Genomic DNA, 16,290 nt, shown 5'->3' with positions numbered 1-16,290 from the left:
CCCGGGAAAATAGGTAGTTGCCAAACTTTTTTCTTTTGTGTGTCTCCGTAGCTCAGCCGGTTAGAGCATCTGACTGTTAATCAGAGGGTCGTTGGTTCGAGTCCAACCGGGGACGCCATTTTTTTTTAAAATATTCAAAAAGTAGATAAATTTTAAAATAAAAAGAAATAGAGGATGTGCAATATATTAATAAATGGTTTTGTAAAGATGAAGATAATATAGCATTATGAAAAATATAGATGACTTGGACAGGATACTTTCTGAAAAAAGTATTTTGTCTTTTTTTGTAAAAATATTTTGAAACTTTCTTAAATTTACTAATATTTTCATAATTTCAGTTAAAAGTTTTTATGTTAGTTAATACCTCAAAAGTAAGGATTATATGTAATTAGTTTGTAAATATTGAGCGTTAATTTCTAAATAAAAAAGTTTTTAATAAATTTATTAATTAAACTTAGTGTTTGTTTGATTTAACGAGGCAATATAGATAGGTTAAAATTTTTTTGAATAAAAAAAATTTAGTTGATTTTATGCAAAAATTAGTATAAAATAATTGAGTATATGGTAAAATTAGTTTAGAGTTAAACTAAAAAAGTAACGATTTAGATTATTAAACTTTAGTTTTGTTTCATTTTTAGTTTGATTTAAACATAAGGTGATTGTAAAAGGAAACTAATGAATAGAGTGATTTTACTTATGCTATTGAACTTTTATTATAAAAATACTAAAAAAAATAACAGAAAGTAAAACTCTAAAAATTAAAAATGTTGGACTTTTACAAGTGAGTATTAAAATAATAAAAAAAGGAGAATAAGAAAAGTATGAAAAAAAAGATTTTTTTAAGGGTAGTTTTGTTTATGTTGACAGGTAACATGATTTTTGCTGCAGCGAAGAATCAGAAAATAGAGAATTTTCAGAACATAGAGGTTAAGGCGAGTGATGTGCGACAAAAGATTGAAAATGAAATAGTGGGCAAAGCTGAGGTTGAAGTAAAAAGTTTTAAAAAAAATAAATTGAATAAGTTTATTTCAAAAGTAACAGGGAAAAACTGGAAGATGGTTTGGAATGATGAATTTAATGGAAATCAGCTAGATACTACAAAATGGACTTATTGGGAAAATGGAAATCCTTGGCATGCAGGAAATTACTTGGATGAAAATGGAAATTTGGTTAATCAGTATGGATTTGATGCGAAACATTTTTATTTAAGAGATAATGTTAAAATTGAAAATGGGAACATGATTATAACATTGAAGAAAGAGACAGATAAAAAAGTAAAAATAGATGGTGTAGATAGAAAGATTTTATATAGTTCGGGAGCTATTCATACAAGAAATCTTTACAATGTACAATATGGAAAAATTGAAATGAGAGCTGCTATGCCTAAAGGAATTGGGACTTGGCCTGCATTTTGGTTATGGCCTGAAGGGTATTCTTTTATGGATGGAAAACCAGCAGTAGGTGAGATTGACATAGTAGAAACTTATGGAGATGAAATGGATCGTGCTACAGGGACGCTTCATGTATTAAAAAGTGATAATACTTATGAGACATTTGATGGAGATGATTATAAACTAAGTAAATGGCCTAGGGAAAAATTGACTAATTTTAACACTTATGCAGTGGAATGGGACGAAAAGGAAATAAAATGGCTATTTAATAATAAAGTGTATAAAAGATTCTCTTATAAGGAATTGGACAAGAAAGGGTTGCAAAATCCATTTAAACAGCCTTATTTTATTATGATAAATGTAGCTTTGAGCAAAAAAACTGGAGAAGATGGGGATGTGGATTTTCCGACAGAAATGAAAGTTGATTATGTAAGGGTATATCAGAAAAAATAATTTATACTAAACTCATTTAAAAATAGGAATAAATTTTTATAATAGGATTGTTTAATAGTTAACTCATAATCATTAAATTAAATTATTTTTTTTATTTTTGTAGGATTGCTCATTGCCGCAAATCCTACAACCTATGGCTAGTCTACGACATTTTTCTGCACTGACAAAAAACTCTCTATGCTCAGATAGTTTTGCCAGCACAGAAAAATGTTCCGACAGGTTATTTATACTAGAATCTGATTAAAAAATGAAAATTATATTTTAATTATTTGAAAATATTAGGTTTATATACTTTATTAATTAGAAAAGTTTGTAATAATTTCGTTATTTAAACGGGGTTTAGTATGAAATTTCTTCTGTTATTTCATACGCTTTTGCCATTTTCATTACCCTATTATATTACCACATTATATTCAGTTAGTTTAACGGGGTTTAGTATTAATTTGATTAGCGTGCATATAGGTGAATTAGACGGGAAGATTTTTGAAAAGAAGTTTTTCTGTCTTTTTTTGTAAAAGAAAAAAAGCTATCTCGGTTAAGAAATAGCTAATTTTAAACTACTTTTTTTTTATTCAAAATAATTTTTGTTTTTATCAAATTTTTGTTGAACTTTGTCTTTTTCAGAAATTGTCAGTTCATTGGGATTTATTCCAAATTCTTCAAATTTCCAGTCGATATTTAGAGTTTTGTCGCTCCATAAAAGCCCGCTGTCGTATTCAGGGGCATATAAATCTGTACATCTGTAAACAAACTCTGTTTCATCTTCGAGTGTCAAAAAACCGTGTGCAAAGCCCTCTGGAACGTAGAGCATCAATTTGTTTTTGGCAGATAGTTTTACTGAGTACCATTTTCCAAAAGTTGTGCTATCCTTTCTTAAATCAACTGCTACATCATAGACACTTCCTTTTATAACATGGATTAATTTTCCTTGAGTGTGCTTTGTCTGGAAGTGAAGTCCACGTAAAACGCCTTTTTTGGATTTTGAGTGGTTGTCTTGAACGAAGTTCATTGTAAGTCCTAATTCCTCAAAGGATTTTTGGTTGTAAGTTTCCATGAAAAATCCTCTTTCATCTCCAAAAACTTTTGGCTCGATTATTACTAAATCTTTTATTGGGGTTTCTTTTATTGTAAAATTGTTCATTGATTTGCTCCTTTTTTTGTATAAATTTGATTATTTATTTCCGTACATTTCTTCGTAATATTTTTGATAATCTCCTGAAACTACTTCATTTACCCAGTCCTGATGTTCCAAGTACCATTTTACAGTCTTTCTGATACCTGTTTCAAAATCTGTTTCTGGATACCATCCTAAATCCCTTGCAATTTTCGAAGGGTCAATAGCATATCTCATATCGTGTCCAAGTCTATCTTGAACATAAGTAATCAAATCATAATTTATATTTTGCAAGTCAGTTTTTAGAACTTTTTTATATTCGTCATTATTTTCAATTTCTTCTTTTAAAATATCGATAACCAGTTTTACAATATTAATATTTTGTTCTTCGTTAAAACCACCAATATTGTAAATTTCGTAAATATTGGCATTTCTTAAAACTAAGTCGATTCCTTTACAGTGATCTTCTACGTAAAGCCAATCTCTTACATTGTCCCCTTTTCCGTAAACTGGCAACTTTTTACCTTCTAGTACGTTTTTAATCATAAGTGGGATTAATTTTTCTGGGAAATGGTAAGGTCCGTAGTTGTTTGAACATCTTGTAATATTTATTGGCATTTTGTAAGTTTCACCGTAGGCGATTACGATGTGGTCGGCACTCGCTTTGGAAGCTGAATATGGGCTTCTTGGGTCAAGTGAAGTTTTTTCTGTGAAGAAATTTTTTCCGTAAGTTTTTAAATTTGTTCTATTTTTTACAACTTTTTTCACTTCTTCATCGTCAATTATCAAGTCAATTGCTGTTTCGTAATCTTTTGAAAGGCTTCCGTAAACTTCATCTGTGGAAACTTGTAAATATTTTACGCCTTCTCTGTAAACTGGATATCCATTTTTATCTTTTGAAACAGTCCATGCTCTTTTAGCATTTTCCAAAAGATTTTGCGTACCAAGAATATTTGTTTCTAAAAATATTTGCGGATTTTCGATAGAACGGTCAACGTGTGATTCTGCCGCAAAGTTTACAACAAAATCGATTTCATTTTCAGAAAAAATTCTCGCAATTTCCTTTTGGTCACGAATATCAACCTTTTCAAATTTTACTCTTTCATCTTTAATTTCTTCAGCAATTGTGCCTAAATTTCCGGCATAAGTTAGCACATCTGCCACAATTACTCTAATTTCTTCATTTTTGTATTTGTTTAAGATATATTTTAAATAGTTGGAACCGATAAAGCCAGCTGCACCTGTTACTAAGTATGTTTTCATATTTTCTCCTAATTAATTCACTATAATTATAGTTTTTTTATTTATCATCCTAACCAAATTATACAATTTTTTTCAATTTTTTCCAATAGAAATTCCCAAGATTTTATAAAAAGTAAAAATATGCTTGACATAATGAAAAAAGGTTATATAATAATAGTAAAGGTTATTTTAATGAAAATTTAAATTTTTTAAAATTGTTAAAGGAAGTGAATTAAATGCGTGTAATTATTCTTAAAAATGCTGATGAAGTCGCAAAATGGAGTGCATATCAAATAGCTAAAAAAATATTGAAGTTTAAACCTACAAAGGAAAAGCCTTTTGTATTAGGGCTTCCTACTGGTTCTACACCGCTTGCAACTTATAAGGAATTGATAAATTTATATAATGAAAAAATATTGTCATTTGAAAATATTGTAACTTTTAATATGGATGAATATGTGGGATTAAAACCAGAAGATCCACAAAGTTATCATTATTTTATGAACGAAAACTTTTTTAAATATATTGATATAAAAAAAGAAAATATAAATATTCTGGATGGATGTGCCAAGGATTTGGAAAAAGAATGTGAAGATTATGAGAACAAAATAAAAGCGGCTGGTGGAATACATCTATTTTTAGGCGGAGTTGGAGAGGATGGACATATAGCTTTTAATGAGCCTGGATCCTCACTTTCTTCACATACACGTGATAAAGATTTGACTTATGATACAATCTTGGCAAATTCTAGATTTTTTGATAATGATATCGAAAAAGTACCAAAATTGGCTTTGACAATAGGTGTAGGAACACTAATGGAGGCAAAGGAAGTTATGATTCTTGCAAATGGTTATAAAAAGGCTCGTGCAGTTTATCATGGAGTAGAAGGTGGAGTAAATCATCTATGGACAATTTCGGCTTTGCAGCTGCATAGAAGGGCTGTACTGGTAATTGATGAAATGGCGGCTTCAGATATAAAAGTCAAGACATATAGATATTTCAAGGAAATTGAGGCAAAAAATTTGGATTTGGAAGAATATAAAAAATATTTAATAGAATTAGCAAAATAGAGAGGAATTATTGAGATGATTATAAAGAATGCAAAGATATTTGATGGGGAAAAATTTATTGAGGAAGATGCCGTTGTTTTGGAAGGAAAATTTATAAAGAAAGTAACGAATTTTTCATTGATTGATGAAAAAGAATTAGAAAATCAGGAAGTAGTTGATGCCAAAGGGATGGTTTTGTCGCCAGGATTTATTGATTTACAGCTTAATGGATGTGGAGGAGTACTGTTTAATGATGATATTTCACAAAAGACACTTGAGATAATGAATAAAACTAATAAGAGATACGGATGTACTTCGTTTTTGCCAACGCTTATAACTTCTCCAGATGAGAAAATAGAAAAAGCTCTGAATCTTATGAAGGAAATAAAAGATAAGGAGGAAATTGGAGTTTTAGGGCTTCATATAGAAGGACCTTATATAAGTGTTGAAAAAAAGGGAATTCATCGTCCTGAATACATAAGAGTTTTATCTGATGAAATGGTAGAAAAAATAGCAAATGCAGGATCTGAAGCTACAAAAATAATAACAATTGCACCTGAAAAGGCTAAAGTTGAACATCTTGAAAAATTGAAAGAATCAGGGATTAACATTGCTGTGGGGCATACGAATGCGACTTATAAGGAATGTATGGAAAAGAAAGACTATTTTAATTGTGCTACGCATTTGTATAATGCTATGAGAGCATTGGATTCAAGAGAGCCAGGAGTTGTAGGATTTTTATTCAATAATGACACTACAAACTGCGGGATAATAGTTGATGGGCTTCATATGGATTTTGCTTCTGTAGAGATTGCTAAAAAAATATTGAAGGATCGGCTTTATCTTGTGACAGATGCTGTTAGCCCTGCTGGAACTGAGAATATGACAGAATTTATGTTTGAAGGGAATAGAGTTTTATATAAAGATGGAAAATGTGTTTCGCCAGAAGGGACTTTGGGAGGTTCTTCCCTAGTTATGATTGATGGAGTAAAAAATCTTGTGGAAAAGGTGCATATTTCACTTGAGGAAGCACTTAGAATGGCAACTTCTTATCCTGCTAAAGCCGTGGCTGTAGGTGAAAAATATGGATTTATAAAGGAAGGATATTTTGCTGATTTAACATATTTTGATGAAAAGTTTAATATTAAGGGGACTGTAAGTAAGGGAAATTTAACAAAATACGAATAAGTTAAATTTGAAATTATGATATTTTGTTAGAATGTTAAATTTGTTTAATCTTGATTAATTCAGTATAAGGGAATAACAGTAAAACTGTTTTAAAACTCAAGTTAAAAGGCTGAATGTATGTAATTAAAATTAATTTTATTTTGAGAAACTTGGACAATATGTGATAAAATTTAAAATTTTTAGAAAAAATTTTTAAAAATCTAAAAATATGTTAGAAAAATTTGAAAAAAAGTGCTTTTTTTGTTATACTTTAGTTGAAAAAATATTTTAATAAAAAATTACTTTAAAATGGGATATAATTATTGACTATAATTTTTAGAAGTTTGTCTTTTAGAGTAGTTATATTATTATTTAATTTTAAAGTTGGATTACTATGTGTGAAATAACAGGGATTTTTTGATTTTAAGAAAATCTGAAAAATAAAATATTTATATTAAGGAGAAAAAAATGGAAAAATTGAATTTTAATTATCAATTTGCAAAAAATTTTTTTAACGAAAATGAATTAAGACAGATTAAACCGTATGTAGAATTAGCAAATGAAGTATTGACTTCAAAAAGTGGAGCAGGAAATGATTTTTTAGGATGGGTTGACTTGCCTGAAAATTACGACAAGAATGAGTTTGCCAGAATAAAAAAGGCTGCTGAAAAAATTAAAAATGATTCAGAAGTTTTAATAGTAATCGGAATTGGGGGATCTTATTTAGGGGCAAAAGCTGCGATAGAGTTTTTATCACACAGCTTTTACAATAACTTGCCAAAAGATAAAAGAAAGACTCCTGAAATTTACTTTGCAGGAACAAATATGAGTGGTGTTTATTTGCAACATTTAATAGAAGTTGTTGGAGACAGGGATTTTTCAGTAAATGTAATTTCAAAATCTGGAACTACGACTGAACCTGCGATTGCATTTAGAGTCTTCAAAAAAATGCTAGAAGAAAAATATGGAAAAGAAGAAGCTGCAAAAAGAATATATGCTACAACAGATAAGGAAAAAGGGGCATTAAAAACGCTTGCTACAGCTGAAGGATATGAAACTTTTGTTGTACCTGACAATGTTGGAGGAAGATTTTCTGTATTGACTGCAGTAGGACTTTTACCAATTGCTGCGGCTGGAATTAATATTGATGAATTGATGGCTGGAGCAAAAGATGCAATGAATGATTTTGCAAACAAAAATATGGATGAAAATCAGGCTTTACAATATGCGGCTGCGAGAAATATCTTGCATAGAAAAGGAAAAGACTTGGAATTAATGGTAAATTATGAGCCAAGAGTTCACTATTTGGCAGAATGGTGGAAACAATTGTTTGGAGAATCTGAAGGGAAAGATGGAAAAGGATTGTACCCAACTTCGGCAGATTTTTCAGCAGACTTGCATTCATTGGGACAATATATTCAGGAAGGAAAAAGATTATTCTTTGAAACAGTAGTTTCTATTGGAAAACCAGAAGTGGAATTTGTCATTGAAAGTGATAAAGATAACCTTGACGGACTAAACTTTATTGCTGGGAAAACATTGGATTATGTAAATAAAAAAGCAACTGATGGGGTAATTTTGGCACATATTGACGGAAATGTACCTAATTTAGGCGTAAACATTCCTGAAGCTACTCCTTATCATTTAGGGTATACATTCTATTTCTTTGAAAAAGCATGTGGAGTGAGTGGATACCTTTTAGGTGTAAATCCATTTGATCAGCCAGGAGTGGAAGCATACAAGAAAAATATGTTCGCATTGTTAGGAAAACCTGGATACGAAGAAGCTGGAAAAGAATTGGAAAAAAAATTGAACGAAGTTAAATAGTATTTTAACTGGGATATTTCTAAAATATCTTGCATTATGTTTTATCTAGTTTAATTTTGAAAAATTCTAGTAAATTTTAATAAATTTGATAAATTGAAAAGTTAATTTAGTTTGGAAAGAAGGTGGCTGATTTGGGACATTTTTTCAAGTAGCCATCTTTTGTTGTGTATTTTGTGAACTTTGGAAAGGATGTAGAAAATGACAAAGGAAAATTTGTGGAAAAATTATACAGATGAACAAAAAAAAGTGATTTTTGACTTTGCTGAAGACTATAAAAAATATTTGGATTCTGCCAAAACAGAGAGAGAATTTGTGGATTTGACAGAAAAGGAACTTGAAAAAAATGGCTTTGTCAATATTAATGAAAAAAGCGAATTGAAAAAAGGGGATAAAATTTATTTTAACAACAGAAATAAAAATATCATTGCAGTAATTGTCGGAAATGATATAAAAAGCGGAATTAATATGATTGTTTCCCACGTAGATTCTCCAAGACTGGATTTGAAACCAAATCCGATAATGGAAGAAGAAGAGTTTGCACTTTTAAATACACATTATTATGGTGGAATTAAAAAATATCAATGGGCTGCAACTCCGCTTGCATTACATGGTGTTGTTTTCTTAAAAAACGGAGAAAAAGTGACACTTTCTATTGGAGAAAAAGATGACGAGCCTGTATTTAGCATGCCTGATATATTACCGCATCTGTCTTACAATGTGCAGGATGAAAGAAAGGCAAGAGATGTTATTAAAGGTGAGGAACTAAAATTATTATTTGGGAATATGCCTTTAAATGATGAAAATGTAAATAAAAAAATAAAGCAGTTTGTGCTTGATAAATTGAAAAAAGATTACGGAATAGAAGAAGATGACTTCTTTACAGCAGAGCTGGAAGTTGTGCCTACTGGAAAATTGCGGGATGTGGGGCTTGATAAGAGTATGATTGGAGGATATGGTCAAGATGACAGAATTTGTGCATATACTTCGTTAAGAGCCTTGCTTGATGTTAAGGAAACTGAGAAAACTGTTATGATTTATTTGACAGATAAAGAAGAAATTGGAAGTGAAGGTTCTACCAGCTTGAAGTCAACATTGCCTGAATATGTTGTTGGGAAAATGCTTTCACTTACAGAAAAAAATTACAATGATCAGATATTGAGGGAAACTTTGTGGAACTCAAAAGCCTTGTCCTCAGATGTTACGGCTGCGTTAAATCCTGTATTTAAGTCAGTTCATGATGTGGAAAACGCGGCAAGATTATCTTATGGACTGGCATTTGCAAAATATACAGGAAGCCGTGGAAAAGTTATGGCAAACGATGCCGATGCAGAATTTATTCAGGAAATAAGACAAATATTTGACAAAAATGAGATTAAATATCAGTCGGGTGGCTTTGGAAAAGTAGATGAAGGTGGTGGAGGAACTGTTGCTAAGTTCTTGGCTTACTATGGAATCAGAACGGTAGACGCAGGGCCTGCACTTTTATCAATGCACTCTTTATTTGAAATCTCATCAAAAGCAGATTTGTATGAAACATACAGAGCATATAAAGTGTTTTTTGAATTAGATTAAGGAAAGAGCAGATAAATTAGGAGATAAAAATGGGTTATAAAATTATAATTTATAAGGATAATAAATTTTATAAAGAAGAGAACTTGAAACAAAATTGGGAAAATTTTATATATAAATGGGGAAATATCGAATCAGGAAGCTATTTTTTTGAAATAAAAAATGAGGAAACAGATGTTATAAGTGGCGTAACTTATAATCACACAGCTCCATTTGCAAAAAGATTTGAGGCTGTGGTGGATGAAGACTTGCCACCAAAGTCAATAACAGGATTTCAAAAAGGAATAGATATTTATATAGAGTATTATCCTTCTAAAAAGACGATTTCATTCACAAAAATGAAATTTTACAGAATGAACTTGGATATTGCTGATTTTGGATTGGAAAAGGCTGATAAAGTTGAAATTGCAGGGAACTTTAATAACTGGAAGCCTGATACTGAGCCTATTCATCACTTTGAAGGAACAAATTATGAAGTAATATTGGCTTCACCTGAGGGAGTTTATGAATATAAATACCTGATTGACGGTAAATGGTATCCTGAGAATGAAAATAAAAAATTAATAGTTGGAGAAAATGGAGCATTGTTTCCACAAGGAGATTTAGGAACTGGAAAATTTGTATATGAAGCCATTGACAAAAATACAAATTTGAAGGCTATCGTACATAATTATGACAGCTTGCAATATTTTAACAAACTTTCAGATAATGAATACGAATTTAAAATAAGAACTCAGATGAATGATGTAGAACGTGCCTATATTAGTGTTGTTTTACATGAAGAAGATAATTATGAAATGATTTATGAGCTGGAAAGGTATCAGGATAAGACAAACGGATTTGATTATTTTGAAAGAATAATAAATTTTGGTAAAGAAGCAAAAAAACTTTTGTATTATTTTATTCTTGAAGATAACGGCTCAAGAGCCTATTTTAATGGAAAAACATTGAGTTACAGCAAGCCAAAAAGATTAATTGTAAACACAACTTCTAAGGATATACAGCTATTTGATGTACCAAACTGGGCAAAAGAGGCAATCTGGTATAATATTTTTCCAGACAGATTTTATAATGGAAACCACTATAACGATCCTATTTTTAATGAATTTGGACCTGAAGCTTTTAAGCCTAACAGACTTCATGAGCAGAACTTTATCGAAGATTATAAATGGGAAAAAAGCAATAATGTGATAAGTCAGTTTGATAGAAATCGTTGGACTGCTGATTTTAGGGAACAGGTAATTTGGGAAAAACTGGGAGAGCGTGAAATTGACTACAGCTTAAAATATGCCAGAATGTATGGTGGAGATTTACAAGGAATAAAAGAAAAAATACCGTACATGAAGGAATTGGGAATTAATGCAGTGTGGCTAAATCCAGTATTTTTCTCATACCAAAATCATAAATATGGGGCAAATGACTTTAGACATATTTCACCAGACTTTGGGACAATAAAGACAAGTGGAAAAACTCATGGCGTGGAAATTAATAAAAAAAATAAATATGGAAATAAGTCGTATGTGGATATACTTGGCAACAAAGCTTCAACAAGCAGTGAGCTAAAACTTCTAGAAGTAAATCTGAATGGTAAAAACCGTGGGAAAAATGGCTATGGGGAAACAGAAGATCCATCAACATGGATCTGGACAGAATCAGACTTGATAATGGTTGATTTGATAAAGGAATTTCATAAAAATGGTATTCGTGTAATATTTGACGGGGTTTTCAATCATAGTAGCAGTGAGCATTGGACATTCAATATGGTGCTTGCGGATGGAGAAAATTCTAAATATAAGGACTGGTATAAATTTACGGATTTTGGACAGCACGTTCCAATAACTGATGAAATGAGTGAGGAACAGGCATACGAAACTCTTATTGCAAATAGAAAAAGAACTATCTACAATGCTTGGGGAGGATTTGATACATTACCTGAATTTAACTCGTTTAATCAAGAATATAAGGAATATATTTTTAATATTACAAGAAAATGGATGTATGGGCCTGATGGAAAAGAAAGTGAAAACTGGATGGAAGATGATGGAATTGATGGATGGCGTCTTGATGTTCCAAACTGTCTTGAAAATCAGAATTTTTGGAATGAATGGCGTGAAGTTGTAAAAGGCAGCAAGAAGGATTCCTACATAACTGCTGAACTTTGGGGAAATGCAGCAGGCGATATTAACGGTGGAAATAAATTTGACACTGTAATGAACTACGAATGGTTAAAAACAGTTATTGGATTTTTTATTAATCAAAGTCCTGAAGGTGGCGTAAGATACAAATTAAAGGCACAGGACTTTTTCAATGAGCTTCGGGAAAAAAGAACTTGGTATCCATATCAGGCATTGCAAGCGAGCCAGAACTTAAACGGTTCGCATGATACCGACAGACTTTATTCTAGAATTGTAAATGATGTGCTTGGAAGAAATCTGGAGGAAGGAAAACAGCTGGAAAAAGGTTATAACGGAATTCGCCCGGATTTAGCTTCAAATTATCATCCAAACACAACAATAGACTGGCGAAACAGCCCAATTAAACCAAAAGACATATTAAAATTAATCTCAGTATTCCAAATGACATACATTGGAGCACCAATGCTATTTTATGGTGATGAAGTAGGAATGTGGGGAGCAACTGATCCATATTGCCGAAAACCGATGTTATGGAAAGAATATTTGTACGATGATGAAAAAAATCCATCACACATTAACCAAAATGAAGTTTACCAGCAAAAAGTTGACAGTGATTTATTTGAATGGTATAAAAAGTTAATCAGAATAAGACTAGAAAATAAAACGCTTGTCTATGGTAAATTTAGAGAAATTATGGCAGATAATGAAAAAGATTTAATTGTTTATGAAAGAGTGATTGAAGATAATTCCATAATAGTTGTTATAAATAATTCTTTTAATGATTGGGAAAATTTGGAATTTGAAACGCATTATCAAGATGAAAGGTTTATAGATCTGGTAACAGAAGGAAGAACATTCAGAACAAGTTCTAACGGGAAAATTAAACTAAATATAAAAGCTAAAGAAGGAATGATTTTGCGAAAAGTTAGAATAGATGGAGATTATGAATAAGAACCTTGTAAAATAATGTGTTGAAAGTACATAAAAAATTAAGGAGCTAAATATATTGGCTCCTTATTTTGTATAAAATTATTTTAATTGAATAGTATTTGTTAAGTTTAATTTTTAATACTTGAAAAAATAGTAAATAAAAAACAGTCCACGAGAAAGAGGTATATGGACTGCCTTTTATGACCAATTTTTTTCTTCGGTTGTGATATATGAAAAGATTAATAATAATATTAACATTGTAATTATAACAAACTTTTTTTGAAAAATCAATACTTTAAAAATAAATTTTTATTTTAAAATTCAATTCTGATTCCAGTTGTAACTATGCTGTTGTTACCTTTTGAATTATCAGTTGAATGTTTGTAGTCATAATTTGCATACCAGCTCATATTTTCAGTAACTTTTGTGTTTATTCCAATTCCTGCTGTTAATTTATTTCTTGAATAATTTATACCTTTTACTTCAAATTTGGCATCTGGCGCAAAATTGTATGAAGCATCAAAAGTCAAGTCTTTTTTATTTAATCCATGAGTATATCCTAAATACCCTGTTATATCTGTATTTCCAACAGTTTTAACTGCTTTTATTCCTGCTGTTGTGTATGGCATGTTATAAGTTTTTTTATTAGCAGTCATTCCAAAGTTTGTATTTTCTTCAGAAAATTTACCACGTGTTACACGGTCTACACCTAATGCAACGTATGGAGTAACTGCGAAATTACCTGCTTTATTTTTTATGTCATATCCTGTTTCAAAATAACCTGCAAATATTTTGTCTCTGTGATTCACTTTTGAATGTTCAATATAGTTATTATTTAGGATGATATCACGCTCAACTTTACTGTCAACAAATCCTATACCTGCACGTCCTGATAAATAACCATTTCCAAGATTTTGTCTACCATAAATAGAAAATCCTGTCATATCAGCTTTGGAAATTCCGTTATATCTATTAAATTTGACTTTTCCTTTACTGTAATCGGCAGCCACACCTAAAATTGTATTTTGATTTATTTTCATATCAAATCCAACTTGTCCACCTTTTACATTTGTCTTACCTTTTGCAAAACCATTTTTTTCAATTTTTCCTTTTGAATAAATTCCAGCAGTCCATACTCCAAAAGTATTGTCATTTTCCAAACTTTTACTTAACATTGTCATTCTATTTGATAAATTTTTATTCACCGTTTCACTTTGTTCAAAAGTCAAAGCCTGTGCAGAAGCATAAATTTGCCCAGACATACTGTCAAGAGTGTTGGAATTTAAAGATTGCAATTTTGCTCCAAGTTTTCCAGCTTCAGTTTTTCCAGCTTCATAATTTGCATCTACATTTTCCAATGCTGTTTCAATTTGTGTTGCGGTATTTAGTTGTTCTGTATCAGCATTTAAGGTTTTGGCATATTCGACTGTATCTGTTCTGGAAGCATTTGCTGATAAATTTCCAGTTTCGGTTTTATTGATAGTCATTAGTCCGTTATCACTCTTAATTTGTGCATTTCCTTTAACATTTCCAGTAATTATATCAATATTTTTACCATTTTTTGTCAAATATTCTCCGTTATTATTTGTAATTGTTACTGTACCGTTTACTTCGGCATTTTCAACCTTTAAGTTAGCATTAATATCAGAATACATTTGAGAGTCAGTTGACATTATAACTGTGTTTGCTGCAGAATTTCCATTATTTATGAAAGTACCATCATTTTGGATATTATTTATATTTGAATCAGATACTTCCACTATAGCAGATTTTCCAATAGAAAGTTTACTTGGAGAAATTACTTTTTTCATTTTTAGATAAACGTTATTTCCTACGTTAGTTTCACCTGTATAAGTTGAAGTTCCATTTAATATGAGTGTTCCTGAGCCACGAAGAACAAGTCCTGCATCTCCCGAAATATCATTGTCAAATTGATAAGTCTTATTACTTCCGTCAAGAGTAATGTAAACATCATCACCAAGTGCAAGCCTCTTGTCAAATAATGCAGGTCCTTTCAAAGCTTTATCAATATTCAAAAGTCCCCATCCATAAACATCGTCTACTCCTTCATCTCCAATATCAGTCGCAGTTGAAAGAATCGTTTGTCTTAATAAATCTCCTGTCATAAATGGATACTTTTCTTTTATTAAGGCTGCTGTTGCAGTTACACGTGGTGCTGCAAAAGATGTTCCAGTATGAACTCTTCTATCTCCATCCACTTCTATAAAATAATCTGCAATTGTGGTTACAGTCCAGTTTTTTGCTGCTCCTGCTCCTGCTAAAGGTTTTAAATTATCCCAACTTAAATCACCTTTTTTACTACTGCTTTTAGAAGTAAGACCATTTACATTAATCCAGCCTTCCTCTAGTTCAGGAACCCAGTATGGAAGTGTTGCAAGAACTCCAGAAGTTCTATATTCTTTATTTCCAGCAGAAAATACAAATAATGCTCCGTTATGTACTGCCTTTTTATAAAAATCCTCTACACCATCATTAAGCTGATCTTTGTAAAAATTGTAGGATTTATTAGAATAAGTTTCAATTGTATATCCAAAAGATTGATTAAATATTCTTACTCCTCTTGAATAAAGAGCTTCGTATAAATCAACAGTATCTTTAACTGATCCGCTTGAATAAGGATGTGTTCCGTCAATTACATACATATTGGCGTCTCGTGCAATACCTTCTTTTCCAGCGATAAGACTTGTTACCATATAAGCATGATCTTCATCTTGTGGGTCTCTTTGGCTGTAAATCCGTGTTATATTTTTGACTTCGTTGTACAAATCATTGTAGTAGTTCCCATTAAAACCACTATCAATAACCCCAACTTTTACTCCGTATCCAGTATAATAAGTTTCTGAATTTTTCTGTGGATTGTGTCTATTATAGAAAAAATTTCCATGCCATTCAATATTTCCGTCATATCCAAACTTATAGTCTTCTCCTCCATCTATATTTGTCAAATTTCTCACATAAGGCTTGTTATAAGTGTAGGAATTTTCAGCATCTATAACTTCTCCATTATAAGTTTTGTAGCCAGCGACAACCGAAGAACTATTGTTACTAGTTGAACCACTATTTCCAGTATTACTATTTCCGCTGCTGCTATTATTGTTAGTACCACTGTTGTTATTATAGGATGGCGTTGTTGAAGGAGTTGGATTATTCGTAGAACTTCCACCACCTGATCCACCTCCACCACCGCAAGATACAAGTGCAAACAAGGAAACTAAAATAAATACAAATTTTTTCATTTTTCATCTCTCCTTTTTATTTTCACGTTCTAATTATTATATATTTTTAATTTTTGTATATTTTAACAGTAACTTTATTTCTGTTATAATTATACAACATATATTTACTAATATCAAGTTATTTTTTCAAAAAAATAAAAAAATTTGATCATTACA

Annotated in this window: 9 protein-coding genes and 1 tRNA gene; 7 read left to right on the top strand and 3 right to left on the bottom strand. The window is 30.9% G+C overall.

Annotation, left to right across the window (positions count from 1 at the left end):
• The first annotated feature begins 41 nt into the window (after positions 1-41).
• A tRNA-Asn gene (locus tag BQ5344_RS01360) sits at positions 42-118 on the top strand.
• Between the two features lie 703 nt (positions 119-821).
• On the top strand, positions 822-1,844 hold the full coding sequence (locus BQ5344_RS01355) for a glycoside hydrolase family 16 protein (protein ID WP_071123865.1): 1,023 nt from the start codon (positions 822-824) through the stop codon (positions 1,842-1,844).
• Between the two features lie 568 nt (positions 1,845-2,412).
• Here the strand turns inward: BQ5344_RS01355 and rfbC are convergent.
• Both rfbC and BQ5344_RS01345 read right to left on the bottom strand, forming a co-directional pair.
• Positions 2,413-2,985 (bottom strand): dTDP-4-dehydrorhamnose 3,5-epimerase, encoded by a 573-nt coding sequence (gene rfbC / locus BQ5344_RS01350; RefSeq protein WP_021768577.1) that lies wholly within the window; start codon positions 2,983-2,985, stop codon positions 2,413-2,415.
• 30 nt (positions 2,986-3,015) lie between these two features.
• Positions 3,016-4,221 carry a dTDP-glucose 4,6-dehydratase gene (locus BQ5344_RS01345; RefSeq protein WP_071123864.1) on the bottom strand — a complete coding sequence of 402 codons (1,206 nt, stop codon included), beginning with the start codon at positions 4,219-4,221 and terminating at the stop codon, positions 3,016-3,018.
• A 215-nt stretch (positions 4,222-4,436) separates the two neighbouring features.
• On the opposite strand from BQ5344_RS01345, the gene nagB reads away from it, so the two are divergent.
• From nagB to BQ5344_RS01320, 5 genes are all read left to right on the top strand, one after another.
• Complete coding sequence (nagB, locus tag BQ5344_RS01340; RefSeq protein WP_071123863.1) at positions 4,437-5,270, top strand: glucosamine-6-phosphate deaminase; 834 nt, start codon at positions 4,437-4,439, stop codon at positions 5,268-5,270.
• 15 nt (positions 5,271-5,285) lie between these two features.
• Positions 5,286-6,437, top strand: coding sequence for an N-acetylglucosamine-6-phosphate deacetylase (nagA, locus tag BQ5344_RS01335; protein ID WP_071123862.1), 1,152 nt, complete (start codon positions 5,286-5,288; stop codon positions 6,435-6,437).
• 447 nt (positions 6,438-6,884) lie between these two features.
• A complete protein-coding gene (locus BQ5344_RS01330; RefSeq protein WP_071123861.1) occupies positions 6,885-8,243 on the top strand; it encodes a glucose-6-phosphate isomerase in 1,359 nt (452 codons plus the stop codon).
• 198 nt (positions 8,244-8,441) lie between these two features.
• Entirely contained in the window at positions 8,442-9,815 is a 1,374-nt protein-coding gene (locus BQ5344_RS01325) for an aminopeptidase (protein WP_021769266.1), read from the top strand.
• 29 nt (positions 9,816-9,844) lie between these two features.
• Positions 9,845-12,898, top strand: coding sequence for an alpha-amylase family glycosyl hydrolase (locus tag BQ5344_RS01320; protein ID WP_071123860.1), 3,054 nt, complete (start codon positions 9,845-9,847; stop codon positions 12,896-12,898).
• Positions 12,899-13,191: 293 nt separating this feature from the next.
• Here the strand turns inward: BQ5344_RS01320 and BQ5344_RS01315 are convergent, their stop codons facing one another.
• Positions 13,192-16,134, bottom strand: coding sequence for an autotransporter domain-containing protein (locus tag BQ5344_RS01315; protein ID WP_071123859.1), 2,943 nt, complete (start codon positions 16,132-16,134; stop codon positions 13,192-13,194).
• Positions 16,135-16,290: the final 156 nt, after the last annotated feature.

This window comes from Leptotrichia massiliensis (assembly GCF_900104625.1).
Classification (GTDB): Bacteria; Fusobacteriota; Fusobacteriia; order Fusobacteriales; family Leptotrichiaceae; genus Leptotrichia; species Leptotrichia massiliensis.
The sequence above is the reverse complement of the archived record's forward strand: the minus strand, read 5'-3'. Positions and strand labels throughout refer to the sequence as shown.